The organism is Nesterenkonia sp. NBAIMH1 (assembly GCF_007922635.1).
GTDB lineage: Bacteria > Actinomycetota > Actinomycetes > Actinomycetales > Micrococcaceae > Nesterenkonia > Nesterenkonia pannonica.
Window position 1 is genome coordinate 2,614,746 of the sequence record NZ_CP042335.1, and the last position, 25,808, is coordinate 2,640,553.

Sequence of the window (25,808 nt, forward strand, 5' to 3'; positions counted from 1 at the left end):
GTTTTCGGCTCTCTTCGTCGACTACGTTCTGTGGTGCTGGTCTCCCTACTCCAACCAGCAGGGTCCCGCAGATTATTCCACGGGACCCTGAACGGCTGTGACCTGCTGGGGGAAGGGGTTCAGCTGCTCTGCTGGTCTCCGCTGCCGGTCGAGGGTGCGGCACCTGGGCTCTCCTCAGACACGCGGGCGATGACGTCCTCGGCAGACTCCTCGCCCAGGGACGGCTTGCCGCTCTGTCGACCCGGCTTAGCCTGCCGTGCGGCATCCTCCAAGTCGGCGGCAGACTCATACTGTGCCGCGTCGTCCGTGACGGAGGTTGCTCGCGCAGATTCTGCGAGGTCGGCGATGGAGTGCGAAATGCCCGGCCGTGCCGCTCTGCCGGTCTTGGCCTGTTCTTCCTCGCGCCGTGCGCGCAGACGCTCGGCGCGTGCTTCCCTCATCTTCTCCTTCTCCTCGAAGGAGACCTCCTGTTCGCCGCCGCTTCCTCCGCCGAAGGCACCCGCAAGGCTCTTCAGCGCCTCGCCGAACTCGCCGGGGATGAAGAACATGGTGTTCGACTCCGATTTGGCCATCTCGGGGAGGGACTGCAGGTACTGGTAGGAGAGCAGCTCAGGCGACGGCTCTGAGGCGTGCACAGCATTGAACACGGTCTCGATGGCCTGGGCTTCAGCGTTCGCGCCCAGGATGCGGGACTGCGCCTCACCCTCCGCCTGGAGGATGGCCGCCTGCCTCTCGCCCTCAGCGTTGAGCACGGCAGACTGCTTGTTTCCTTCGGCAGTCAGGATCGCTGCGCGGCGGTTTCTCTCGGCACGCATCTGCTGCTCCATGGAGTCCTGGATGCTGTGCGGCGGGTCGATGGCCTTAAGCTCCACACGGGCGACGCGGATGCCCCAGCGCCCGGTGACTTTGTCGAGCTCGCCGCGGAGCATCGAGTTGATGTCATCTCGTGAGGTGAGAGCCTTCTCGAGGTTCATTCCGCCGACGACGTTTCGCAGGGTCGTAGTGGTCAGCTGCTCGACGCCGACGATGTAGTTCTGGATCTCATAGCTGGCAGCCTTGGGATCCGTGAGCTGGAAGTAGACCACGGTGTCGATGTCCACGACCAGGTTGTCCTCGGTGATCACCGACTGCGGCGGGAACGATACGACCTGCTCACGCATGTCCAGGAGCGGGGCGAGCCTGTCGAGGAAAGGGACGAGCAGCGCCAGGCCGGGCTGGAGCGTTCGGTGATACTTGCCGAGGCGCTCAACGATTCCTGCCCGCGCCTGCGGGACGATCTTGACCGAGTTGACCAGGATCACCACGACGAAGAGCAGGAAGACGACGCCGACAATGAGGAGTAAGAAGTCCATAGAGGTCCGTTCCTAGGGGTTATTGGGCAGGGGCAGGGGTCAAGCCTGTTCGGGCTCCGGGTTCCAGTCGATGGAACGAATGGGGGAGAGGTACACCGTCGCGCCGTCCACTGAGTCGACGACGGCCGGCGCACCGGGCTCCAGGATGAAGTCGCCGGACGCTCGGGCGGTCCAGGTGTCTCCGTCGACCTCTGCGAGGCCGGACGTCTGAGTGACCGTCTCGACCGCGGCGGCCTCGATCCCGGTCAGCCGGTCGACGCCCGTGAGGGTCTCGGGCGATCGGCTCTTGAGGTGCTTCAGTGCGACGGGCCGGATAGCTCCGATCATCAGCAGAGCGACGACTCCGCCGACCAGAAGCTGCGCCCAGACAGCGCCGCCCGCCAAAGCGACGGCTCCCGCTGCCACTGCTCCCGCGGCAAGCATGATGAAGATGAGGTCGAGGCTGAAGACTTCGAACATCAGGAGAATGAAGCACAGGGCCAACCACGCTGCCCAGAGGTTCTCGCCGAACCATTCGATCATGTGCGGCTCACCTTCATTCGTCTCTGCTGCTGACCCTAGTCATCTCACCTTAGCGGTGCGGAGGCTCGGACGAAACAGGTGTTACTCCTCGTGTGCAGAGGCAGAGGCCTTCGTCCACACCATCACCTCTACCGCCACGGTCACGCGTGCGACGTCGGAGGATGCGATCTCTTCCTCGACTGCCGCTCGTGTGCGGTGATGTCCTGCTGGGCCCATGTGGATCAGGTCGGCGGCGGAGACGGAGTCCACGCTGACTTCGGTGCGCACTTCTTGGGTGCTGACGGGGCGACCCATGTGCGGCTCCAGGTCAGCGATCACGTGATCGCGCTTGGCCCGCTGCTGAGAGATGAGACCGTGCTGCTGGAGCTCGTGGAGATGATCCGGCAGGGGAATGACGATGAGGGCTTGTCCGCCGGGCTGCAGGACGCGTGCATACTCAGCTGGGTGCCGAGGCGCGAAGACGTTGACAACGGTGGTGATCGAGCCGCTGCTGAGGGGCAGCTGCTTCCAGAGGTCCCATACCAGCGCCAGGGTCTGTGGATGCTTGGACGCGCGCTTCATGCCCGCTGCGGAGATGTCGAGAGCTATGCCGCTGCGGGTGGGATTCTCATCCAGGAGGCCGTGCAGATAGTAGCCGGTGCCCGCGCCGCAGTCCGCAACCATCTCATCCGCTGCGACGACAAGGGTCTTCAGGCAGTCGAGGACAGGCTGGAAGATGCCGGAGCGCTGGACCCGCTCACGGGACATGATCATCTCCGGGGTATCCGGGGTGAGGCGGGTGCCCGCTCCGGACATGAGGTTGACATAACCCTGCCTGGCCGCATCGAAGCGGTGGCCGGCGGGGCATAGCAGTGCTGAGAGGCGTTCCGGTCCGCCTCCGGGTCCGGGTCCGGGTGTGACGATGAGTCTTTGACGGCAGTTTGGGCACAGCACCGGCCACGTGCGCTGCACGCTCCGGCTCGCTGCGGCGGTCAGCGTCGCGTCATCCATGATGCCCAAGGCTAGACCCGAATGCTGGCTGTCACGTGCTCAGGACAGACTGCACGCGGCGGGTGGTGCTCATCACCGCGCTCACGCGTTGCCTGAATGACCGATAATCTACATTATGTCAACGTAAGGGTGAGTGCGACTCCCGGCTACCCTGAACGGATGACCCACACCCCCGGCCGCCGAGCGAGCCACGACGCTGACAAGCGAGCCCGCACAGGTTCTGCTTCCGCAGCCTTCGCAGCCGACGCCGGCCTCGTGGTGATCTTCGCCGTGGTGGGCAACCGCTCGCACGAATCCGGACTCAGTCCATGGGAGATCCTGTCCACTGCATGGCCGTTCCTCGCCGCGCTGGCGCTCGCGTGGCTGATCAGTGGAAGCCCTCGCTCCCCACACCGGCTGTGGCCCCATGGCGTCGTCGTGGTGGCCTGCACAGTGCTTATTGGCATGCTGCTGCGCCTTCTGCTCACTGACGGAGGTGTGCAGACCAGCTTCGTCGTGGTGGCCACCCTCAGCCTCGGCGTTCTGCTGATGGGGCGTCGAGCGATCTCGAAGCTGCTGGCGGGCCGAGCAGAGCGCATGTCCACAAGTTGACATAATAGCGATCCGAGGGGCTCCGCGGCGACGCCCGGCAGACTCTGACCGGATCTCATGCATACGTCCAGCACCTGCCAAGGTCGGTCTCTCTAGTGTGGGTAAAGCTCATCACGAGTTGCACCACATTCCATAAAGGAGCGTTAGAGCGTGAAAGCAGTAACTTGGCAAGGCACGCACAAGATGTCGGTCGAGACCGTCCCCGACCCGACCATCGAAAAGCCCAGCGACGCCGTGATCGAGGTGACCTCCACCGCGATCTGCGGCTCGGATCTTCACCTCTACGAAGTCCTGGGCCCTTTTATGACGCCTGGGGACATCGTTGGCCACGAGCCGATGGGGCGCGTCGTCGAGACCGGGTCCGGAACCGACCTCAAGGTCGGCGACCGGGTCGTCGTTCCGTTCCAGATCGCCTGCGGCAACTGCTACTTCTGCAGCAAGGGGCTCCAGACCCAGTGCGAGACGACGCAGAACACAGACATGGGCACCGGTGCGCCGCTGTTCGGATATTCGCAGCTCTACGGCGCGATCCCCGGCGGGCAGGCACAGTTCCTTCGTGTGCCCCACGCCGACTATGGGCCCATCAAGGTCGGCGACGAGCTTCCCGACCACCGCTACCTCTTCCTCTCGGATGTGCTGCCCACCGCGTGGCAGGCAGTTCAGTACGCCGGGGTTAAGAAGGGCGACAGCGTCGCGGTGCTCGGCCTCGGACCGATCGGTCAGTTCTGCGCGCGCATCGCACGGCACCTGGGCATGACGGTGTATGCCATTGAGCCCGAAGCCGAGCGCCGAGAGATGGCAGCGCGCCACGGCATCGAGGTCTTCCCCCAGACCGAGGACGCGGTGGCGACCATCAAGGAGAAGACACAGGGACGCGGGCCCGATGCTGTCATCGATGCAGTCGGCATGGAGGCCCACGGAGGTGTCCAGTCCGCGGTGGCGAAGTTCGCGCAGCTCGGCGCACAGTTCATGCCGAAGAAGATCTCGCAGCCGATGATGGACACCGTGGGCATGGACAGGCTGGGTGCTGTCTACACAGCCATCGATCTGGTGCGCCGGGGTGGGACCATCAGCCTCTCCGGCGTCTACGGCGGCCAGGCCTCTCCCCTGCCGATGCTGACCATGTTCGACAAGCAGATCCGAGTGACTATGGGTCAGGCCAACGTCAAGAACTGGGTCGACGACATTCTCCCCCTCGTGGAGGACACGAAGGACCCTCTCGGCGTCGACGACTTCGTGACTCACCATCTCCCCCTTGACCAGGCGCCTGAGGCGTACCAGACCTTCCAGAAGAAGGAGGACGGCTGCATCAAGGTCGTCCTCGACCCCCAGGCAAGCTGAAGGCCTGCGTCTCGAAGAGCTTCTGAAACCGTTCGAGCGATCCCGAGGAGGACGCCATGACTGAGAAGAACCAGACGGACCCGACCACCAAGCATCATGACGATCAGTTCCCCGCGCATGGGGATGTGGGTCAGCCAGGCCTGGACAGCGAAACAGCACCCACCCCTGACCACGGCGAAGACTCCTACGTCGGCGCCGATCGCCTCAAGGGGAAGAAGGTGCTGATCACCGGCGGAGACTCCGGGATCGGGCGAGCAACCGCCATCGCCTTCGCGCGGGAGGGGGCCGACATAGCGTTCGTCCATCTCCCGGAGGAGAAGGAGGACGCCCAAGAGACGCTCAAGCATGTTCACGATGCTGGCCGGCGCGGGCACGCATACGCGGCTGACCTGACGAAGGACGACGCTGCGGAAGGCGTCGTCGGCAATGCGCTGAAGGACCTGGGCGGAATCGACGTGCTCATTCTGAACGCGGCCTACCAGCGCAAGCGCAGCGGCATCGAGCACGTATCCATGGATGACGTGAAGAAGGTGTTCGGCACCAACCTCACCGCTCACGTTGCGCTGACCAAGCACGCGGTGCCGCACATCCCCGAGGGCGGTTCGATCATCACGACCACATCCGTGCAGGCAGCAGGCCCCGCTCCCCCGCTGTTCGACTACGCGATGACGAAGGCGGCCCAGGTCGCCTTCACGGAGTCGTTGGCACAAGAGCTCACGCCTCGCGGCATCCGCGTCAACGCGGTCGCTCCGGGACCGATCTGGACCCCTCTCATCCCGGCCACCGGCTTCCCCGAGTCAAAGGTGGAGAACTTCGGCGGCGACACCCCTATGGAGCGCGCCGGGCAGCCGGCCGAGCTCGCTGGAGCCTACGTATACCTGGCCTCCGAGGAGGCGAGCTACACTTCGGGCGCCGTCATCCCCGTCACCGGCGGCAAGCCGTTCACAGGAGCGTGAGTTCAGATGCCTGAGGAGGAGCGCAGCTCAGTCAAGGACGAAGGGCTCTACGAGAAGCTCCGTGAGGACCAGGGGTACTCCAAGGAGAAGGCAGCCCGCATCGCCAACTCTGCCGCCAAAGAGGGGCGGCAGAAGCAGGGCGAGAAGGGCGGCAACTCTGAGAACTATGAGGACAGGACCGTGGAGGAGCTTCAGCAGCGCGCCAAGGAGCTCGACGTCGACGGCTACTCACAGATGAAGAAGGATGAGCTGATCGAAGCCCTGCGAGACCGCTAGGCGCGCTCATCGTTCGTGGCGGGACCGGGATCTCAGTATTCTGGTTCCGCCATATGTGTCCGCCCGAGCAGTCTGCTCCGGGGACTCATTCGACCCTCAAGGAGCTCCGAATGACAGCGAGAACAAGCCCGCTGCAGCATGTGCTGCTGGCCGGATGCGGCGACCTGGGTGAACGGGTCGGGACGCTGCTGCACGCACAGGGTACGCCAGTGACCGGCATCAGGCGCCGCCCGAAGCCTCATGGGCTCCCCTTCCCGGTGCTGGGAATGGATCTCGCTGAACCCGACCGCAGGCACGAGCTGCCGGCGGCAGATGCCGTCGTTATTGCCATGACAGCGGACGAGCCCACTCATGAGGGGTATGAGCGCGCGTACCGGCAGACTCTCGCAGGCCTCGCCTCGATCCTGCCGCGCCCGCTCCCCCGCCTGGTGTTCGTCTCATCGACCGGTGTCCTGGGCGACTGGGACGGTGACACTGTCACCGAGCAGACCCCGCCGTCGCCGAAAAGAGCAACAGCCAAGGTTCTTCACAGTGCAGAGAGCGATGCATACGCGCAGTTTCCGGAGGTGACCGTGGTGCGGCCGGCAGGGATATACGGGCCCGGGCGGACACGGACGATTGACCGCGTCCGGGCCGGCAAGCCGGCCGATCACGGACGCATCACCAACAGGATCCACTCAGACGATCTGGCCAGCGCCATCGTGACGCTCCTCGAGCTGGAGGAGCCTCCGTCGCTGGTCCACGCGGTGGATCGCGCACCGTCCACGATGGGTGAGGTGCTCACCTACGTTGCCGCCCGTCTCGGAGTGCCCGTGCCGGAAGATTCGGGCAACGGGACGCTTTCGGGCAAGACGATCGATGCCAGCCTGCTCCATTCGCTTCTTCCGCGGGACGGACTTCGCTACCCGACGTTCCGCGAAGGGTATGGCGCGCTCATCGATGCCGCCGAGGCAGAGCGAGGCTAGATCAGTCCGCCGGAGCCGGATTCAGGTGGGAGGCGCTCAGGGCGCCTCCCCGCGAGTCGAAGTAGTAGAGCTGAGCCACCACCGGAACATCAGACTCGACGACGAGGCCGAACGGCGCGTCCAGCGGGACGGCTTCGGGTTCGATGAGATCGTTGATCCGCTGGTGCCGCACTCGTCTTGGGTCCACGAGGATTTCGTACGGCCCGACGGGTTCTGCGTCATCGTGGAACACGGTGAGGCGAACGCAGGCCTCCTCGAACGCAGTGTTCAGCAGACAGAGGGTATTGCGTGAGGTGAACTCAGGCTCCTGGCCTGTGCTCTGACTGGGAGCGAAGCCGGCGGAGAAGACCCAGGAGGTGCGTCCCAGTCCCGCATCGCGCTTGCGCCCGCGTGCACGTTCCTTCGAGCTGCCACGTTTCATGGAGTGCTTCAGCGCCACGTCTCTACTCGCCTTCCTCTCCGAGAAGCTCTTTCAGATAGTCGTTCATCATGACTCCGTCCGGGTCCATCTGCTTCCGAATCTGTTGGAACCGCTCCCACTCCGGGTAGAGCCGCGCCAGTTCAGGAGCCTTCATCGTGTGCTTCTTGCCCCAGTGCGGCCGACCGCCGTGCCGCTGGAAGATCGGCTCGATGTCATCGAAATACTCCTTGAACGGCAGAGTATTGTTCTGCAGCAGCGCAATGGTCATGGTGTCTCGCCCTTGGGCATTGGAGATCATGACGTTGTCTGCCGCAATCGTGCGCACCAGCACCCGCCAGCCGACAAGAGCGCGATGCTCCGACTTCACGCGTTCCCGCACTTCGCGGAAGGCGGCCAGCTGCTCGTCGAAGGGCAGCATGTACTCCATCTCCTCGAAGACAAGGTGCCGGTCATTCGGGATCACTTCGTAGGAGGGTCCTGTCACCTCCTTCTTCAGCTCACCGGGAGGCAGAAGGGTCGGCTCCTCTCCCGGCTCGTTGAGAAGACGGACCTGAGCCATGTCGGAGCGCGGGTACCAGTAGAAGTCGAAGCTGCGGTTCTGCTCCACCAGCTCGGCGAAGTGCTCGAGGACCCAATCGATATGGATCATGAAGTTCTGTCGGTGCAGCATGTAGGAGGACTCGAGCCGCAGGGTGAGGGAAGTGATGATTCCCAGCGTCCCCAGGCTGAGCGCCGCGGCACGGCTGAGGTCATGGTCCTCGCCTTCACCCGCGTCGACGCCGAACGGGATCTCCTCCCCCAGTCCGTTGACAAGCACCCCGCCGATGACCATTGACGAGAGGTTGCCCAGTGAGATGCCTGACCCGTGGGTTCCTGTCGAGAGTGCTCCTGCGATGGCCTGATAGTCGACGTCGCCGAGGTTCATCATGGCGAGGTCGTGCTCGCCCAGCATCGCTCCCAGATCCCGCAGCCCGGTTCCGGGAAGCACCCGTGCGGTGCGGCTTTCATAGTCCGCAGCTTTCACGCCGGAGAGCCTCTCGAGGGAGACGAGCGTCTCGGGGGTGTTGAACAGCGGAGTCGAGGAGTGGCCCGAGCCCACGGGCCGCAGCGTCTTCCCCTCGGCGCGCGCTTTGGCAACGAGCTGCTGCACCTGGCGGGAGCTTCGCGGGGCGGCTCTGCTCTTCGGGGTGAACTTGATGCTCCCGGACCAGTTTCGGAAGGTGTCTGGCATACGCTTCGACCTCATAGACCTGTCGTACGGAGATGATCTCTGCTCAGCTGCCCAGTCAAACGGTCGAGCCTGGGCAAATGCTGAAGGGCCCCGCAGCGTCACGCTGCGGGGCCCTTCAGCTGTCAGAGTGGGATGCGCTCCCGGTCAGGCGGCCGGTGCGTCCTCGCGGGTGTACTCGAGGCTGCCCAGGCCGTTCATCACCTGCTCTGCGGTGACCTGGTGGTTGACCACCGAAGAGGTCCACGTGCCCCAGACGGTGGAGTCGAACTCGTCACCGTTGCGACCGAGGTTCTGCAGGCGCTTCTGCTCCTCCTCCGTGAGCGTCTGCGTCGACAGGGGTTCGAGGTGCTTGACGTCATCGGCGCTCTTGCTGATGAACTCGCCGACGCGTGTGCCGTAGTCATCGTGGATCATGAACAGGTGCCAGAGGAAGCGCTCCTGCACCTGCGGTGCGGCCTCCTGAATCATGCCGCCGAGCTCCTCGACCAGCCCGTCGCGCTCCCACGCATTCATCGTGACGTAGCGGGCGCGTGCTTGCATGTAGTCGTTGCGGCGCTCGATGTTCGCAGGAGCAACGCGACCGGTGATCTCGGGCTGGTTGTTCGGCTTCTTCTCCGCCTCGGTGAGACCGCCGGTAATGGAGGGCTCGTAGTTTACGTGCGGGTTCTGGCCTTCGGCGAGGTCAACGCCGTAGGACATGAGGCCGCCGCGCTGGTGGGTGTGCACCGACTTGACGCCCTTGGGCGAGTTCACGGGCAGCTGCAGGTAGTTCGGGCCCACCCGGTAGCGCTGGGTGTCCGAGTACGAGAAGGTGCGGCCGATCAGCATCTTGTCGTCCGAGAAGTCGAGCCCGTCCACCAGCACTCCGGTGCCCATGGCGATCTGCTCGTTTTCGTTGTGGTGATCGTCCACGTTGCGGTTCAGCGTCATGGTGCCGACGTGGCGCAGCGGGAACTGGTCCTCCGGCCAGATCTTCGTGTCATCCAGGGGGTCGAAGTCCAGTTCGGGGTGCTCCGCGTCTTCCATGATCTGGACGTAGAAGTCCCACTGGGGGTGCTCGCCGCGCTCGATGGAGTCGAAGAGGTCGCGGCTGGCGTGGCCGAGGTCCTGACCCTGCACCTTGGCGGCCTCCTCGCTGCTGAGGGAGGCGACGCCGGCTCTGGGATGCCAGTGGTACTTGACGAGGACCGACTCACCCTCGGCGTTGATCATTTTATAGGTGTTGACGCCGAAGCCCTCCATGTGCCGGTACGTGGCCGGGATGCCTCGAGGGCTGAAGAGGTGGGTGAGCATGTGCATCGACTCAGGCGCCTGGCTCATGAAGTCGAGGATGCGCGCCGGTTCCTGTCGGAAGGAGACGGGGTCCGGCTTCAGGGAGTGGATCACATCGGGGAACTTGATGGCGTCACGGATGAAGAACACGGCCAGGTTGTTCCCGACGAGGTCCCAGTTGCCGTCCTCGGTGTAGAACTTCACGGCGAAGCCGCGGGGGTCCCGCAGGGTCTCTGCTGAGTCGCGGCCGTGGATCACGGTGGAGAAGCGGATGGCGAGGTCGGTCTTCTTGCCGGCTTCCTGGAAGAGCTTGGCGCGGGTGTACTTCGAGGCGGGCTCGTCGCCGATCATGCCGGTTGCCTCGAACTCGCCGTAGGCTACGAATCCGCGCGCATGCACGACGCGCTCGGGAATCCGCTCGCGGTCGAAGTGGGAGATCTTCTCGAGGAAGTGGTAATTCTCCAGTGTGGCGGGTCCGCGTGAGCCGACCGTGCGCATGTTCTGGTTGTGCTGAACTGGGTGGCCCTGTCGGGTGGTGAGTGTCTGCTCAGCCATGGGGCACTCCTTTCGTCCTTGGGTGGAGGGCCTCAGTCTAACGCTTATTCTGAATGAGTCAGAACTGTCACGCACCGGGCACGTCGGCTCCTGCGCCGGAGCTTCTATTTGGGAAAGGCGTTGGCATCGGGGCGGTACGCCCTCCGTCGGGCGTATTCGTGGACGCCTGCCAGCGTCTCCCGCTGAGCCTCTGCGGTCTCGAGGAGCTCGTCCGCCACGTCGCGCTTGACCCCCAGCTCCTCGCAGTAGTCGGCCACCACGAGCCAGGCATGCATCTTTGCTGTGATGGCCCCCATCATCAGCTCAACTTCAAGAACCATCTCCGAGGGAGAGCGATCCGTCACACCCGTGCCGAAGGGCTTGAGCCGAGCAAGCTTCTCCGCGGCTGAGGCCGCCTGCTCCATGATCGTGGGCCGGGTGAAGCCCTGCCGCTCGATCAGGCCCTCAAGCCACGCACGCTCACCGGCGATGCTCTCGGCCACGGCGGCGAGCTGCGCGTACACGGGGGTGTCCTGATACCCCTCCGCCATCGCCGTGATGCGGTCCAGGCCCGCCGCGGCCCCCGACAGGTGGTCTCTGAGATATTGGCCCAGGAGGTCGCTGCTGACCGCATCCTCATCCAATGAGTGGTCTGCCCCGGGCAGCGGCAGGTTCGCCTGCGACGCCGGGTCCTTCGTCTCGGCCCGCATCGGGCCCGAATCTGCACCATTGCCTCGGGACATGCCGTCGATCAGGTCCTCGAGTGCCTCCAGGCCAGTCCTGGTCGGCTTCCAGCCGAGCTCCTCACGGGCCCGGTCCGTATTCATCAGCGGGGACCGCATCGCCATGTCCAGCCAGCCCTCGTCCATGGGGAGCAGACGGCTGCGATGGGCCAGCTTGATCAGAGGGCGGATCGGGAAGCTCGGCACGGGGAATGAGCTCTTCTCCACGGCCTTGTACGCAGAGTCCACTTTGCCCATCTCAGCCTGCTGGGCAGCCTCCGTGTTCGACAGCGCGGATGCGAGGGCCTCGCCGTCGAGGATGTCATCGGCTGCCACGTTGAAGGGGCCGTGCGCACCTCGCAGCACAGCCTCGACGAAGGCGGCCGCAGCATCCCGAGCATGGAGAGCCTGCAGTCGGATGCCGTCGGGCATAGGAAGGCGGGGCGGCCTGACCGTCCCGAGAAGATTGTTGGGCAGAAGCTTGCCCAGGAAATAGCGCTGAATCTCCGAAGCCGCTGCTCCCTGGAAGATCAGAGCGGGGCGGATCCGAGCCACCGCGACGTCGGGATGCTCGGCCTCGAACGCATCGACGGCTCGCTCCTGAGCCGCCTTGTCCACGCTGTAGTGGGCCGTCTGAATGCCGTCGGTGCGCCAGGTCTCGTCCCGCAGCTCGTGATCCTCGACCGGCGAGTACGCACCCACAGAGGATGCGAGGGCCACGTGCTTCACCCCCGCCCTGGCAGCCGCCTCGAGGACGTGGGCGGTTCCGTCGACGTTGACGCGGCGCAGGAGCTCACGGTCGTGGTTGGGCTGAATGAGCCAGGCAAGGTGGATGACCGCATCGGCTCCGTCGAAGGCCTCCGTGAGCTCGTCCACGGATTCCTCCCACTGGACATCGATGCTCAGCCAATCGGCCTGCCGGTAGGGGTCCACATCGGTGTTCGGACGGCGACGGGCGATGGCCCTGATGCTGTCAGCCTCACCGCGCTCCATGAGCTCGTTCAGCACGGCGGTTCCGAGATTTCCGCTTGCTCCGACGACGGCGATGCGCATACCTGTAAATCCTCCTGCAGAAACGTTCTTGCTCTGGGCGCTGCCACCACCACACCACCCGATCCTGGATCTCGCGTGTGCGTCGCCTGGATGCCTGCGACTCTGGGGCGACCGCCACGGCGTGCCTGCGGTCCGATGCTCCCCGGCCTGCCTAGCCTGGGCACGTGAGTGTTTTCGGGCCCGCAGCCGAGGCGGCGGCACGTCTCGCCCCACAGCCGGCGAGCGACGCGGCCGACTCGCCTGAGCCATCCGGCCTTCCCGGCAGCTTCAGGTCCGCCTTGGAACAGCTTCGTGCTGCCGCACCGCGGCACGAGGCCTTCGTCGAAGAGGTTCCGGCTCCCGTCAGACTCGCTCCATACGCTGTGGCGCTTCGGGCAGAAGTTTCGGTCGACGGGTCCTCGGCCCCGGTCGCCTCCGGCGCGCAGCGTCCGGACACAGATTCGGGTCAGACCTTGGCAAGCGGGCGCTTCATCCTTCTTCACGACCCGGCCGGGCAGCCCCTGTGGGGCGGAACGTTTCGCGTGGTGATCTACATCAGAGCTGAGCTGGAGCCCGAGATGGGGAACGACCCCCTTCTTGCCGAGGTGGCGTGGACCTGGCTCTCTGACTCACTGGCCCAGCACGGCGTGGAGCACACGGCCGCAGGGGGAACGGCGACAAGGATTCTGTCTGAATCGTTCGGGTCCCTGAATTCGCGCGAGTCGACCAATGATGTGGAGCTGCGCGCGTCGTGGACGCCGGCCGGCGAGGGATTCGGCGCTCACCTGGAAGCCTGGGCGGACATGGTCTGCTCATTCGCCGGGCTTCCCTCACAGCCCGACGGCGTGCTTGCGATGCCGCACATCCGGAGAATATAGGAGAACGTGCCCCCTCACCCCGAGCAGTCAATGCCGCAGGACAGCGAAGCGCTCCCCCTGCTGACCGAGCCCCAGGACGGCGTTCCTGGGGTCATCAGCACGCAGCGGGGGCTGATGAGAGCGGCGGAGGCCCTGGCCCAGGGCCAGGGACCCGTTGCAGTGGACGCCGAACGTGCTTCGGGGTTCCGCTACGGTCAGCGGGCCTTCTTGGTGCAGCTCAAGCGGGAGGACTCGGGCATCTGGCTGATCGACCCCGAGGCATTCGACGCCTTGGAGCCGCTCGCTCCCATTCAGGAGGCGTTGGGCGATGCCGAGTGGATTCTTCATGCCTCCACCCAGGACCTTCCCTGCTTGGAGGAGGTAGGCATGCAGCCGACCCGCCTCTTCGACACGGAGCACGCCGCACGGCTGGCTGGCCTTCCCAAAGTGGGTCTCGGGGCGGTGGTCGAGAACCTGCTGGGTCTGCGCCTGGCCAAGGAGCACTCGGCAGCGGACTGGTCCAGAAGGCCGCTTCCGGAGGATTGGCTCCGCTATGCAGCCCTGGACGTAGAGCTGCTCGTGGAGCTTCGCAAGGAGCTCAGCCAGCTCTTGGACGATCAGGGAAAGACGGAGTGGGCTGAGCAGGAGTTCGAATACCTGCGCACCTTCAAACCTGCTCAGCAGCCGCCCGAAGACAGGTGGCGGAGGACGTCCGGACTGAACAGGCTGAAGTCGCCGCGCAAGCTCGCCGTACTCCGGGAGCTGTGGAACGTGCGGGAATCGCTCGCGGAGAGCAAGGACGTCGCTCCGGGGCACCTGATCCCCGATTCCGCGCTGATCGCAGCCGCCGATGCCCAGCCGCGGACTGTGCCCCAGCTGCTCGATGTCCAAGGATTCCACGGCCGTGCCGCCAAGAAGGAGGCGCGGCGCTGGCTCGCTGCCGTTCAGGCCGGCGCGCGTTCGGACGATCTTCCCGTCAAGCAGGCCCGGGGCGGGGGCGCCCCTCCCCCGCCCAGAACGTGGCGCGACCGGAACCCCGAGGCATTCGCGCAGTTTCGGACTGCGCGGGCGCGGGTGCATCGTCATGCGGAGCAGATCGACGTCATGCCTGAGACGCTGCTGACCCCCGCGGCGCTGAAGCAGCTCTGCTGGACACCGCCGAATCCGGTGGACTTCGACACCGTGGCATCGGCGCTCGAGGCCCTCGGAGCGCGTCCCTGGCAGATCCAGCAGACCGCAGCGATCGTCACCGTCGCCCTGCTCGACCCAGAACCGGTCGACGACTGATGTCGTGCTTCACCGGCTGCTCTCCTCGGCGGCAGTTCCTCCGAGGAGCTCTTCTGGGGGCAGGGGCGCTGTCGCTGACTGCCTGCGGCGGCGGAAGAGACTCCGAGGACGCCGGCGACGACCAGGACTGGACTGACATCGCACCAGCGGAGAGCCTGCCGGTTGGAGAGGCGGGCATTGCGGAGGTGGGTGAGCACACGCTTCTGGTCAATCGCCCGGACGAAGACTCGGTGATGGTGTTCTCAGCCGTCTGCCCCCATGAGGGGTGCACGGTCGGCATGGACGAGGATCGCTTCGAATGCCCGTGCCACGGCTCCCAGTTCGAGTTCACGGGTGAGCGGATCGCCGGACCAGCACCCCGTGGACTGACGTCCTACGATGCGGAGATCAGCGAGGGGACGATCCGGGCACGGCTCACCTGAGGCGTGCCCGGATCCGGGCGGTGCCAGGGGTCGGATCGACGCTCAGTGCGGGCGCTGCTGAAAGAGAGGGATCTCTCCGGTGGGCATCGCTTCTCCCGGCAGGCGACGCGCGAAGGGCACTTTGGTGCCGAGGACCTGGGCCACAGTGTCCTGGGCGATCTGGGCAGAGGTGAGTCCGACTCTCTCGAGCACCTGGTCCCTGGACCCATGGGCGAGGAACGTCACCGGCAGTCCCACTTCGTTCAGAGCGGTGTCCACTCCGGCAGCTCGCATCTCCTGCCGGATTCGGGAGCCCACGCCTCCTGCTCTGACGCCGTCCTCGATGCACACCACGATCCGGTGGCGTGCGGCAAGGGACACGACCGTCTCCGGGACCGGAAGCACCCAGCGCGGGTCGACGACGGTGGCAGTGATCCCTTGGTCCTCCAGCCTCTTGGCCAGGTCGAGGGACAGCTCCCCCATTGTTCCCACTGAGACGATCAGGACGTCGTTCGCATAGTCGCCGTTCGTAGCCGCCGCAGTGCTGTGCAGCACGTCGACCCCGTCGTCGAGCCGCTCGAGGGCATGAATCTCGTCATTGACCGATCCTTTGGAGAAGCGCACCACGGTGGGGGCGTCTTCGACAGCCACGGCTTCGCGCAGCTCTTCACGCAGTCGGGTGGAGTCACGAGGCGCCGCGATCCGCAGGCCCGGCACGATCTGAAGCAGCGACAGGTCCCACATGCCATGGTGGCTCGGCCCGTCGGGACCTGTGACGCCGGCGCGATCGAGCACGAGGGTGACTCCTGCCCTGTGCAGGGCCACATCCATCAGAAGCTGATCGAACGCGCGATTGAGGAATGTGGCGTAGACGGCTATCACCGGGTGGAGGCCGCCGTACGCCAGACCCGCCGCCGACGCGACTGCGTGCTGTTCGGCGATGCCCACGTCGTACACCCGGTCCGGGAACCGCTTGGCCATCGTGGAGAGTCCTACGGGCATCATCATGGCCCCGGTGAGAGCCACGACGTCCTGCCGCTCTTCAGCAATGGCTGCGATCTCCTCTTCGAAGACGGATGTCCATGAGCGGGCGGAGCCGCGCGAGACGGGATCCCCGGTCTCGGGGTCGATGACGCCCACGGCGTGCATCTGATCGGCTGTGTCCGCGCGGGCGGGCGCGAATCCTCGGCCCTTCTCCGTCATGGCGTGCACGAGCACCGGTCCGCCGTAGTTGCGAGCGTCAGCCAGGGCATCCTCGAGGGCGCGCTGGTCGTGGCCGTTGACGGGCCCGATGTACTTGATGCCGAGATCCTCGAAGAGTCCCTGGGGACTCCAGAAGTCTTTGGCTCCCTTCTTCGCCGCATGAAGGCTGCGGTACATCATCCGCGAGACCGCGCCGCCCTGCTGAAGGCGGCGCTTCGTGCCGTCCAGCATGTCTTCGTAGGCGCGGTGCGTGCGGACCTTGTCCAGCACGCCTCTGCGCAGCTTGGAGAGCTGGTCGGCCAGCCCGCCGACGGTCGGTGCGTAGGAGCGCCCGTTGTCATTGACAACGATCACCACGCGCCGGTCCTTGTCGGCGGCAATGTTGTTCACGGCTTCCCAGGCCATGCCCCCGGTCAGCGCGCCGTCGCCGATGATGGGAATGACGAAGCGGTCGCCCTCGCCCTGCAGCTGATAAGCCCGCGAGATCCCATCTGCCCAGGAGAGTGAGGAGGAGGCATGCGAGGATTCGACGATGTCGTGGGGGGATTCGTCGCGATCCGGATACCCGGAGAGCCCGCCTTCCTTGCGAAGCGTCGTGAAGTCCTGCCGTCCGGTGACCAGCTTGTGCACATACGACTGGTGCCCGGTGTCGAAGATGACGGAGTCCCGAGGAGAGTCGAACACTCGGTGGATGGCGAGCGTGAGCTCGACGACGCCCAGGTTCGGGCCGAGATGGCCGCCGGTGGCGGAGACATTGGCGATGAGGAATGCGCGGATCTCTTCCGCAAGATTCTCGAGCTGCTCGGCGTTGAGTCGGCTCAGGTCCTGAGGAGCCCCGATAGTGGGCAGAATGCTCATTCGGCTATGGTACCCAGCCCGACCTGCACGGTCCCAACACGCGACGAGCGAGGGCGGGGTCAGACCGTATGGTCTGACCCCGCCCTCGCCGCTTCTGATGGGCGCTGACGCCTAGGAGGCGTTCTTCACCAGGCTTCGCAGCACGTACTGCAGGATGCCGCCGTTGCGGTAATAGCCTGCCTCGCCCGGGGTGTCGATCCGCACATCGGCGTCGAACTCGACAGTGCCGCCGTCGTCCTTCGTGGCAGTGACCTTGACCGTTGCCGGAGTCTCTCCATTGTTCAGCGCTTCGATGCCTTCGATGTCGAAGGTCTCGAAGCCGGTGAGGCCGAGAGTGTCCGCCGACTCGCCCTCGGGGAACTGGAGCGGCAGGACGCCCATACCGATGAGGTTCGACCGGTGGATGCGCTCGAAGGACTCGGTGATGACGGCCTTCACTCCGAGGAGCCGGGTGCCCTTTGCCGCCCAGTCGCGGGAGGAGCCTGAGCCGTATTCCTTGCCTCCCAGGACGACGAGGGGAATCCCTGCCTCCTGGTAGTTCTCCGCAGCGTCGTAGACGTACGCCTGAGGTGCGCCGTCCTGAGTGAAGTCGCGGGTGAAGCCGCCCTCCACGCCGTCCAGCAGCTCGTTCTTGATGCGGATGTTGGCGAAGGTGCCCCGGATCATCACCTCATGGTTGCCGCGTCGCGAGCCGTAGGAGTTGAAGTCCTTGCGCTCCACGCCGTTCTCCAGAAGGTACCGGCCTGCGGGTGTGTCCGACTTGAAGGAGCCGGCTGGGGAGATGTGGTCCGTGGTCACGGAGTCGCCCAGCTTCAGGAGCACCCGAGCTCCCTTGACGTCGGTCACCGGGCCAGGCTCCATGTCCATACCGTCGAAGTAGGGCGCCTTGCGCACGTAGGTCGATGCCTCGTCCCACGAGAAGGTGGAGCCTTCGGGGGTGTCCATCGCCTTCCAGCGGTGATCTCCGTCGAAGACAGTGTCGTACTTGGAAGTGAACATCTCCGTGTCGATGGACTCGTCGATGATGGTCTGGACCTCAGTCGGGTCGGGCCAGATGTCCTTCAGGTAGATGTCCTTGCCCTCGGAATCCTGACCCAGGGGTTCGTTCTCGAAGTCGAAGTCCATCGATCCGGCCAGCGCGTAGGCGACCACCAGCGGAGGCGAGGCCAGGTAGTTCATCTTCACATCGGGGTTGATGCGGCCCTCGAAGTTTCGGTTTCCGGAGAGAACGGAGGTCACAGCGAGGTCCTCGTCCTGGACGGTCTTCGAGATCTCATCCTCAAGAGGCCCGGAGTTTCCGATGCAGGTGGTGCAGCCGTACCCGACGATGAAGAAGCCGATCTTCTCCAGGTATTCGATCAGGCCTGAGCGCTCGTAGTAGTCGGTGACAACCTTTGAGCCGGGGGCGATGGAGGTCTTGACCCAGGGCTTCTGCACGAGCCCCTTCTCCACCGCGTTGCGCGCGAGCACGCCGGCGGCGAGCATCACATTGGGGTTCGATGTGTTGGTGCAGGACGTGATCGAGGCGATCGAGACTGCGCCATGGTCGAGGTGGAACTCCCGACCGTCGGGCATCTTGACGGCCACAGGCTTCGACGGACGGCCGGCGGCGGGCTGACCGCCCTGACCGGTGCGGGGCTTGTCGGCGGCGTCCTGCTCCTGCCCGGCTGCGGGAGTGGGCGCGTCGGACGCGGGGAAGCTCTCCTCCACGGCCTCGTCGACCGTGCCTTCGGCGGTGTCGGCACCGTTGTCGACGTAGTTGTGGATGTCCTTGCGGAACTGCTCCTTCGCATCGGTGAGTTCGATGCGGTCCTGCGGACGCTTTGGACCGGAGATCGACGGGACGATGGTGGAGAGGTCCAGTTCGAGCTGCTCGGAGAAGCGAAGCTCCTTCGACGGGTCGTGCCACATCTTCTGCTCTTTGGCATAGGCCTCGACCAGGGCCAGCTGCTCCTCGGTGCGGCCCGTGAGCCGCATGTAGTCCATCGTCACCTGGTCGATGGGGAACATCGCCGCAGTGGAGCCGAACTCAGGGCTCATGTTGCCGATCGTGGCTCGGTTGGCGAGCGGAACCTCGGCCACGCCGTCGCCGTAGAACTCGACGAACTTTCCGACGACTCCGTGCTCACGAAGCATCTGCGTGATCGTCAGCACGACGTCGGTGGCGGTGGCACCCGCGGGGATCTCGCCGGTGAGGCGGAAGCCGACCACGCGAGGGATGAGCATGGAGATCGGCTGGCCGAGCATCGCTGCCTCGGCCTCGATGCCGCCGACGCCCCAGCCGAGCACGCCCAGTCCATTCTCCATGGTGGTGTGGGAGTCAGTGCCCACACATGTGTCGGGGTACGCCTGCAGGCCGTTCTGAGTCTGCCGGGTCATGACCACGCGGGCAAGGGACTCGATGTTGACCTGGTGGACGATTCCCATCCCTGGGGGAACGACCTTGAAGTTCTCGAAGGCGGTCTGTCCCCAGCGCAGGAACTGGTACCGCTCGCCGTTGCGCTGGTACTCGATGTCCATGTTGCGCTCGATCGCATCATGGGATCCGAAGGCGTCGATCTGCACGGAGTGATCGATGACCATCTCGGCCGGAGCCAGCGGGTTGATCTTCTCGGGATCGCCGCCCAGGTCAGCGACGGCCTCGCGCATCGTGGCGAGGTCCACCACGCAGGGAACTCCGGTGAAGTCCTGCATGAGCACCCGTCCGGGGGTGAACTGGATCTCGACGTTCGGCTGGGCGTCCTTGTCCCATGACCCGAGGGCCTTGATGTGCTCAGCGGTGACGTTTGCGCCGTCCTCGGTGCGCAGCTGGTTCTCCAGCAGCACCTTGAGGCTGTAGGGAAGGGTGTCGTAGCCCTCGACCTTGTCCAGTCGATAGATTTCGTAGTCGGCGCCGTTGACGTTGAGAACGTCCTTTGCTCCGAAGCTGTCCACAGTGCTCATGCGGGACTCCTTTGTCTGGTTGTCCGAACTGACGCGGGCCTCGGACTTGGGCGCGACCGATGACCTCGTCGTGATTCAGAGACCATCCTACTCACACGTGAATCGTTGGCGTGTCCGCAGACACAGGTCTGTCGTCACCGCGCGAAGACGGCGACGGACTCCATGTGGTGAGTGTTGGGGTACATATCGATGACCTCAAGGTCTCGCAGGCGCCATCCTCGGACCGCAAGGGCTTTGGCGTCTCGGGCGAAGGAGGCAGGATCGCACGAGACGTAGATGATCTGTCTCGGGGCCGCCGCGTCGATTCCCGCAATGGCGCGCTCACCTGCCCCTGCCCGCGGCGGATCCAGGAGGACCAGGTCTGAGCTCCGGAGGCGCGACAGGATTCGCTCGACCGGTGCCTTCAGCACCTCGACATGATTGAGGCCCTGAAAGAGATCCTTCGCACTGGCGGAGGATGCCTCGGCCGCTTCGACGGAGAGCACATGGCCGGTGGGCCCTACGCGCTCTGCGGCCCACGCGGTGAACAGTCCCGCCCCCGCATACAGATCGGCCACGGACTCCCCGGGGCCGATGTCGGCCATCCGGTCGACTGCGGAGATGAGTGCCTGCGGTGCACGCCGGTGGATCTGCCAGAAGCTCTCCGCTCGCAGCGTCACATGGGTACGAGGGCCGTCGGGCGCCGCCACAGGGTGAGGAAGGGGCTCGTCGACGGTATGCCGGCCCAGGAGCGTCTCATGCACGAGTCGCAGCCCCGAGTTCTGGCGTCGTCGCGAACTCTCTCGGCGGGGTGAGCGGCGGGGCTCCGATGGTCTGATGCGCGCGAGGACAAGATTGAACTCTCCCGGGGAGCTGCCGGCAGCGTCGACCAGACGCTCCTCAAGGCTGGAGACCTCTCCGCGGGTTCGGACGATCACGGTCAGGGGCCCTCTGGCGCCGGGTGCGATGAGATCGACGTGCTCCGCGCCTGAGAAGTCCCAGCCGAAGACGGGCGATTCGGTCAGAGCCTCCACCGCCAGAGGCATATCGGAAATGGGTATGACCTCGTGCTCCCGATGGGGATGCATACCCAGCTGACCCTCTGGGGTCACGGCGAAGTCCGCGCGTGTGCGCCAGTGCAGCCCGTCGCTGGAGCCGTCCAGGGCTGTCACCCGGGGCTCTCCCTCGGCGGTGAGATGGTCTCGGTCGAACCCGCCCAGCAGTGTTCGGTCGAGGGTGAGGTCGCCGATGCGCGCGAGCTGATCGCGGAAGACGTGGGCCTTCAGGCGTCGCTGATGGGCAAGGCTGATGTGGCCCAGCTCCGCACCACCCACCGGCAGAGCTCCGGAGGCGTGCGCCGTGTGGGCATCGGCAGCTGGCCAGGGGTGCGTGCGCCGATGCTCCGAGCGCTCGATCACGGACACCGCGTCGGCCCGCCAGAACTTCGCGGACGCTCCCCCTTGGGTCACCGCTGCTCGAACGGTCTCTCCCGGAATGGCATGCCGCACAAACACGACGCGCCCCTGGTGTCGGGCGACGCAGTGACCGCCGTGGGCCATCGGGCCCACCTCAAGGGTGAGCAGGTCAGTCACGGACGGGCTCGCGGTCATCGCGTGCGGCCGAACCTTCGTCGGTGTCGGCTGCTTCTCCTGCGGACTCAGGCCGTGTGATCATCCAGCCCAGCCAGAGGCCGAGGGCCCACAGAGGCACACCCATCACCAGACGCGAGGTCCCCAGCGGGCCGAAGGCATCGGCCACGTAGAGCGGAACCTGAACTGCGAAGCGCGCGACCATGATGGCCACCAGGATCCAGGTGGCCAGTGCGTAGCGACGCCTGAGATTGGCCTGATGGCGCCACGCGACCCCCTGACCGCGGATGAACCCGAAGAGCAGCCCCACCACAGGCCAGCGCACCGCGATCGAAATGACGAATGCCGTGGTGTAGACGACGTTGACCAGGATTCCTAAAACGTAGAAGTCACGCGCCTCCCCGGTCTGCTGCGCGACGAGCGCACACAGTCCCACTCCCACTATTCCGGAGACGGACTGGACGAGCGTGCCCCGCTGGATGAGCCGGGCGATCCCGAAGGCGCCGGCCACGAGCAGTGAGCTCAGCAGGGCTGGGCCCAGCTCCTCCGTGAACAGGAAGACAAGGAGGAAGGCGGCCGGCGGGAGGGTTGCCTCAGCGAGGCCTCTCCACCCGCCGAGGGAGCTCCACACCTCAAGGGACCCGTCGTCCCGGGCGTGCAGCTTGGAGGCCGCCTGGGCAGACAGCTGCTCCCCCACCTCATCGGCGCGGCTCTTATCTTCGTCGGGCGTCTCCGCCTGTCGGCTGCTCTGCTGATCCGCCATGGTCAGTTCTGCGCGTTTCCAGGTGATCCGGGGTGCACTCCGTTGGTCGGCGTCGCATTGCCTCGCTGTCCGGCCTGTCCTCTGCGGGGCACACGCACGCGCTTTGCGCCCTCGGGAGGATTCAGCGGCAGGAGCTCACGAGGGGGAAGAGGCTCGTCGCCGCGATTGACGACCAAGTGGGAGAACAGCGTCTCGACCCCGGCTGCGGCCTTCCGGTCAATCGCCCCTTTGCCTCCGATCACGCCGCGCAGGAACCAGCGGCGACCTTCGAAGCCGATGAACCGGGCAGCTCGCCAGCCCTGCCTGCCGTCCTTCAGCGTGGTGGGCACCCGGGCGTGCAGCTCCTTGCCGAAGGGTCCGTCGACGTGCTTGGCCCGCCCCTTCTGCTTGACGACCGACTCCTCGATCTGGCTTCGGACGTGATCCCATGTTCCGCCGGACTTCGGCGCCGAGAAAGCCTGGACCTGCAGGCTGGCCTCGCCGATCCTGATAGTCAGCGACACGATCTTCTTCGACTTCTGGTCGATGTCCAGCCGTACCTGCTGGTTCTTCACTCCTGGCACCAGGAGCGAGCCGAAGTTGATGTATCCCTTCGTCGACGTCAGGTCCGAGACGTCGCGCGGTGTCCGTTCGGAGAGGATCGACGCTGCCCGCTGAGCACCTTCCTCCCCGGCGGCAAGCTGCTGAGGGTCCGGCGAGGACACCACATCTGCGTCATCGTCAGGACGCCCGGCATCAGCCTCTGTGATGTCCACCTGGTCGGCGGGGTCCTCGGCGTCGTGGGCGAGGGCCTCCCTGATGGTTGCGGGTTTGTTGGCCGAGTCTTTGCTCTTCCTGCCGAAAAGCGCCATGGTCTCTCCTTCGCTGTATGTCTCTGCCTGGCCGTTCTGTTCGGCCGTGAAGCGTGTGGTCAGCGTCCGCTGGAGCCGAATCCGCCTGTTCCCCGCTCGCTGCCGGGCAGCTCCTCGACTGTCCTGAAGACTGCCTGGCCTACGCGCTGAAGCACCAGCTGGGCGATGCGGTCTCCGCGGGCCAAAGCCGCAGACTCTGCCCTGTCGGTGTTCAGGAGGAGGACCTTGATCTCACCGCGGTAGCCGGCATCGATCGTCCCCGGCGCGTTGACCAGCGCGATGCCGTGCTTGGCCGCAAGGCCGGAGCGCGGGTGGACGAGGCCTACCCACCCTGGGGGGATGGCGAGGGCAACGCCTGTCGGCACCATGCGCCGCTCCCCCGGCTGCAGAACAATGTCTTCCGTGCTTCGGAGATCCGCGCCGGCGTCGCCCTCGGACGCATAGGAGGGCGGAGGAAGCTCAGAGTCCAGGAGGCGGAGCGGGACGTCGACGGCGTCGTACGGGGTGGTCACAGGAATGAGTCTACTGGCCGAGGAGAGCTGATCGTCGAGGAGATCGTCAGCGCGGGGCTCAGAGTGTGCCGGGCGATGCAGTCCGGCCGGACTCTGCCGCACCGGCAAGGGCCGATGCCAGAGCCTCGGGCTGGCGGGTGGATACGAGCCAGTACGGCGTCGGGTCCTTGGGATCTGTGATCTCGGCCGTCAGGACGGAGCCGATCCAGCCTCGCACGCACTGGTAGGACCGCGCGTCGAAGCCCGGTCCCAGCTGATTCCGGGCCGCGTCCCCGGTGTGGCCGACGATTCTGCCCAGGTGCTTCCGCTCGATGCGGGCGCGACCCGCGCGCAGATGCGTCTCTGTCACCTCCACCCGGGGGGTGGTGATGATGAGCGCAAAGACGCATAAGGCGATGCCTACGATCATCGCCAGGACGCCCCAGAAGACATCGATCGGGAAGAAGATGGTCGAGAAGCTGGCCCCGATGATCACAGCTGCTGTCCAGAGCCACCAGGCTGGCCAGAGCTTCTCCGAGTAGATCGGGTCCTCGGGCATGGGTGCTCAGGCCTCGCAGTCGGCGCAGATCAGCACGCCGTTGCGCTCCACAGCCTGGGAGCGGTGGCGGACCAGGAAGCATGATCCGCAGGTGAACTCATCGGTCTGCGCAGGAAGGACGCGTACCTGGAGCTCCTCGTCGGAGAGGTCGGCTCCGGGCAGCTCGAATCCTTCCGCCGCCTCCGCTTCGTCCTCATCGACGACGGCGGACTGACGGCTGCCGGAGCGGTTCTTCAGCTCCTCGATGGAGTCTTCGTTGGACTCGTCGTCGTTCTTGCGCGGCGCGTCGTAATCGGTAGCCATATCTGCTGCTCCACTCGTGAGTCCGGACGCCCCGCACAGGTCGGTGCACCGGTGGGGGGACACTTCAGGTCGCACAGATTGTGTCTTATGAGCCGTGCAGGGACAAATCCATTCTGTCAGGGGCGAAATGAAGGGACGCCGGACGGCCTCAACCTCGGCTTGAGCGGCTCAGGTGTGGGCTGCGCCGGCGCGGAGTATGGTGGCCCATCAGGACGGTCTGCCCGCGGAGGCGGCCGTGCCTACATCAGTTATTGCACGCCTTCATGGGGAGGTCCGTTCAGGATGCAGCAGCTCCGGATAGTCGGGGTCGAGTCGCAGCAGCGCCCCCCGGTCCTACTGCTCTCTGACAAGGACGGCGTCGAGTACAGCGTGGAGATCAGCGAAGCGCTCCGCGCAGCGGTGGGGGGCACCGGCGCCCATCGTGCCGCGCGGGTTGAGGAGCCCGGAGCCTTCGGGCCTCGAGAGATCCAGGCGCGCCTCCGAGCCGGCGCCTCTGTCGAGGAGGTCGTGGAGGCAAGCGGCCATGATCGTGAATATGTCATCCGCTTCGCAGGACCCGTGGCCGACGAGCGGGCCTTCCACGGTGCTCGTGCTCGAGCCGCTGTCATTGCCCGCAGCTCCTCATCGGAGAATCATCGACTGGCCTTCGGCGACGCTCCGGCGACGCTGGAGGCGATGGTGCGCGTGAGGCTGCGCGCAGTCGGCGCTCCCCCTGGAACGGCTTCGTGGGACGCGTGGCGCCGGGAGGACGGTCTCTGGACGGTCAGCTGCGACTTCGATCTGGACCCGGCGACGGCTCACTCCGAGAGCGTGGGGGAGCAGCCGCCGGCCCTGTGGAGCTACGACCCGACCACCCGTGCCCTCCATCCTCAGAACAAGTGGGCTGAGGCGCTCTCCTCACTTCCTCGGGATGCCTCGCGCAGGCAGCCGGGCCGTCGACTGGCTGCCGTGGAGGAGCCTTTCGACGTCGATTCGGCGTCGGCTCCGGCTTCGCGCAGGGTTCCTGATGCGGGGGCAGGCCATGAGATGCCTGCAGGCGCGGACGCGGAGGACCTTCTGGACATTCTGCGCGCGCGCCGCGGACAGAGACTCGGCACCGACGAAGCCGCGGACGACAAACTGGCGACCCTCATCACTCGCGATGAGGAAGCGCCGGTGGCGCCGCGGCTGCAGCCCGTCGAACCGGTGGAGGATGAGGATCCGGAGGAGCACGTCACCGAGACCCTCCCGGGCCTGGACGAGATCCAGCGACGGGGAGGGTCCGAAGAAGCTGGTGCGCCTGAGGCCGAGACCGGCTCCGAGGCTGAGCCGGCCTCAGGTGCTCAGGACGTCGACGCCTGGGGCTTCAGCTACGCAGACGATCAGGAGACGACTCCCCTGGAACGGCCCGAGGCGGACGCTGGTGCGGAGGCGGGCACGGAGGCGGACGACGCGCCGAAGCGGGGTCGAAGGAAGAGCCGTCGTCCCTCGATGCCGAGCTGGGACGACATCCTCTTCGGCAGCAAATCAGACTGAGGCC

24 protein-coding genes and 1 pseudogene are annotated in these 25,808 nt (G+C 65.7%); 9 read left to right on the plus strand and 16 right to left on the minus strand.

Features of this window, described 5'->3' with window-relative positions; genetic code table 11:
* Positions 1-119: 119 nt before the first annotated feature.
* From FS388_RS12565 to FS388_RS13495, 4 genes and pseudogenes are all read right to left on the minus strand, one after another.
* Positions 120-1,352: an SPFH domain-containing protein gene (locus FS388_RS12565; RefSeq protein ID WP_146341719.1), complete on the minus strand. Its 1,233-nt coding sequence runs from the start codon at positions 1,350-1,352 to the stop codon at positions 120-122.
* A gap of 39 nt (positions 1,353-1,391) precedes the next feature.
* A complete protein-coding gene (locus FS388_RS12570; protein ID WP_146341720.1) occupies positions 1,392-1,874 on the minus strand; it encodes an NfeD family protein in 483 nt (160 codons plus the stop codon).
* An 81-nt stretch (positions 1,875-1,955) separates the two neighbouring features.
* Positions 1,956-2,669, minus strand: coding sequence for a hypothetical protein (locus FS388_RS12575; protein WP_210410202.1), 714 nt, complete (start codon positions 2,667-2,669; stop codon positions 1,956-1,958).
* A gap of 3 nt (positions 2,670-2,672) precedes the next feature.
* Positions 2,673-2,864, minus strand: a pseudogene (locus FS388_RS13495) (hypothetical protein); the annotation flags it as partial.
* Between the two features lie 159 nt (positions 2,865-3,023).
* On the opposite strand from FS388_RS13495, the gene FS388_RS12580 reads away from it, so the two are divergent.
* From FS388_RS12580 to FS388_RS12600, 5 genes are all read left to right on the plus strand, one after another.
* The gene (locus tag FS388_RS12580; RefSeq protein ID WP_146341722.1) at positions 3,024-3,455 is read left to right on the plus strand and encodes a DUF3054 domain-containing protein; all 432 of its coding nucleotides are present in this window, start codon (positions 3,024-3,026) and stop codon (positions 3,453-3,455) included.
* 150 nt (positions 3,456-3,605) lie between these two features.
* Positions 3,606-4,796 (plus strand): alcohol dehydrogenase catalytic domain-containing protein, encoded by a 1,191-nt coding sequence (locus FS388_RS12585; RefSeq protein ID WP_146341723.1) that lies wholly within the window; start codon positions 3,606-3,608, stop codon positions 4,794-4,796.
* Between the two features lie 56 nt (positions 4,797-4,852).
* Entirely contained in the window at positions 4,853-5,752 is a 900-nt protein-coding gene (locus FS388_RS12590) for an SDR family oxidoreductase (RefSeq protein WP_146341724.1), read from the plus strand.
* 6 nt (positions 5,753-5,758) lie between these two features.
* A complete protein-coding gene (locus FS388_RS12595; RefSeq protein WP_146341725.1) occupies positions 5,759-6,028 on the plus strand; it encodes a Rho termination factor N-terminal domain-containing protein in 270 nt (89 codons plus the stop codon).
* 110 nt (positions 6,029-6,138) lie between these two features.
* Complete coding sequence (locus tag FS388_RS12600; protein WP_146341726.1) at positions 6,139-6,993, plus strand: NAD-dependent epimerase/dehydratase family protein; 855 nt, start codon at positions 6,139-6,141, stop codon at positions 6,991-6,993.
* Position 6,994: 1 nt separating this feature from the next.
* Here the strand turns inward: FS388_RS12600 and FS388_RS12605 are convergent, their stop codons facing one another.
* The 4 genes from FS388_RS12605 to FS388_RS12620 form a co-directional block, all read right to left on the minus strand.
* The gene (locus FS388_RS12605) at positions 6,995-7,414 is read right to left on the minus strand and encodes a sensory rhodopsin transducer (protein ID WP_146341727.1); all 420 of its coding nucleotides are present in this window, start codon (positions 7,412-7,414) and stop codon (positions 6,995-6,997) included.
* Between the two features lie 22 nt (positions 7,415-7,436).
* The gene (locus tag FS388_RS12610; RefSeq protein ID WP_146341728.1) at positions 7,437-8,645 is read right to left on the minus strand and encodes a D-arabinono-1,4-lactone oxidase; all 1,209 of its coding nucleotides are present in this window, start codon (positions 8,643-8,645) and stop codon (positions 7,437-7,439) included.
* Between the two features lie 144 nt (positions 8,646-8,789).
* Positions 8,790-10,472 carry a catalase gene (locus FS388_RS12615; RefSeq protein ID WP_146341729.1) on the minus strand — a complete coding sequence of 561 codons (1,683 nt, stop codon included), beginning with the start codon at positions 10,470-10,472 and terminating at the stop codon, positions 8,790-8,792.
* Positions 10,473-10,576: 104 nt separating this feature from the next.
* On the minus strand, positions 10,577-12,226 hold the full coding sequence (locus tag FS388_RS12620; protein ID WP_146341730.1) for an NAD-dependent epimerase/dehydratase family protein: 1,650 nt from the start codon (positions 12,224-12,226) through the stop codon (positions 10,577-10,579).
* A gap of 164 nt (positions 12,227-12,390) precedes the next feature.
* Here FS388_RS12620 and FS388_RS12625 point away from each other — a divergent pair, with 164 nt between their 5' ends.
* The 3 genes from FS388_RS12625 to FS388_RS12635 are packed head-to-tail and all read left to right on the plus strand — an operon-like array spanning position 12,391 to position 14,771.
* On the plus strand, positions 12,391-13,083 hold the full coding sequence (locus tag FS388_RS12625; RefSeq protein ID WP_146341731.1) for a DUF3000 domain-containing protein: 693 nt from the start codon (positions 12,391-12,393) through the stop codon (positions 13,081-13,083).
* A gap of 30 nt (positions 13,084-13,113) precedes the next feature.
* Positions 13,114-14,349, plus strand: a complete 1,236-nt coding sequence (locus FS388_RS12630; RefSeq protein ID WP_146342031.1) for an HRDC domain-containing protein — start codon at positions 13,114-13,116, stop codon at positions 14,347-14,349.
* Positions 14,349-14,771: a ubiquinol-cytochrome c reductase iron-sulfur subunit gene (locus FS388_RS12635; protein WP_146341732.1), complete on the plus strand. Its 423-nt coding sequence runs from the start codon at positions 14,349-14,351 to the stop codon at positions 14,769-14,771. The genes FS388_RS12630 and FS388_RS12635 overlap by 1 nt, the downstream gene beginning before the upstream one ends.
* Positions 14,772-14,813: 42 nt before the next feature.
* On the opposite strand, the gene dxs is transcribed toward FS388_RS12635, so the two are convergent.
* The 8 genes from dxs to FS388_RS12675 all read right to left on the minus strand — a co-directional run bounded on the left by dxs (position 14,814) and on the right by FS388_RS12675 (position 24,289).
* The gene (gene dxs, locus FS388_RS12640; protein ID WP_146341733.1) at positions 14,814-16,811 is read right to left on the minus strand and encodes a 1-deoxy-D-xylulose-5-phosphate synthase; all 1,998 of its coding nucleotides are present in this window, start codon (positions 16,809-16,811) and stop codon (positions 14,814-14,816) included.
* Positions 16,812-16,922: 111 nt separating this feature from the next.
* The gene (locus FS388_RS12645; protein ID WP_146341734.1) at positions 16,923-19,754 is read right to left on the minus strand and encodes an aconitate hydratase; all 2,832 of its coding nucleotides are present in this window, start codon (positions 19,752-19,754) and stop codon (positions 16,923-16,925) included.
* 134 nt (positions 19,755-19,888) lie between these two features.
* Positions 19,889-21,343, minus strand: a complete 1,455-nt coding sequence (locus FS388_RS12650) for a class I SAM-dependent RNA methyltransferase (protein ID WP_146341735.1) — start codon at positions 21,341-21,343, stop codon at positions 19,889-19,891.
* Positions 21,318-22,085, minus strand: a complete 768-nt coding sequence (locus FS388_RS12655; RefSeq protein ID WP_146341736.1) for a DUF3159 domain-containing protein — start codon at positions 22,083-22,085, stop codon at positions 21,318-21,320. The genes FS388_RS12650 and FS388_RS12655 overlap by 26 nt, the downstream gene beginning before the upstream one ends.
* Before the next feature lie 2 nt (positions 22,086-22,087).
* A complete protein-coding gene (locus FS388_RS12660; RefSeq protein ID WP_146341737.1) occupies positions 22,088-22,936 on the minus strand; it encodes a DUF3710 domain-containing protein in 849 nt (282 codons plus the stop codon).
* A gap of 59 nt (positions 22,937-22,995) precedes the next feature.
* Positions 22,996-23,448, minus strand: coding sequence for a dUTP diphosphatase (gene dut, locus FS388_RS12665; protein ID WP_246836222.1), 453 nt, complete (start codon positions 23,446-23,448; stop codon positions 22,996-22,998).
* Between the two features lie 58 nt (positions 23,449-23,506).
* The gene (locus FS388_RS12670; protein ID WP_146341738.1) at positions 23,507-23,986 is read right to left on the minus strand and encodes a DUF3093 domain-containing protein; all 480 of its coding nucleotides are present in this window, start codon (positions 23,984-23,986) and stop codon (positions 23,507-23,509) included.
* Between the two features lie 6 nt (positions 23,987-23,992).
* A complete protein-coding gene (locus tag FS388_RS12675) occupies positions 23,993-24,289 on the minus strand; it encodes a DUF4193 domain-containing protein (RefSeq protein ID WP_146341739.1) in 297 nt (98 codons plus the stop codon).
* 282 nt (positions 24,290-24,571) lie between these two features.
* Here FS388_RS12675 and sepH point away from each other — a divergent pair, with 282 nt between their 5' ends.
* Complete coding sequence (gene sepH, locus FS388_RS12680) at positions 24,572-25,804, plus strand: septation protein SepH (RefSeq protein WP_168198713.1); 1,233 nt, start codon at positions 24,572-24,574, stop codon at positions 25,802-25,804.
* Positions 25,805-25,808: the final 4 nt, after the last annotated feature.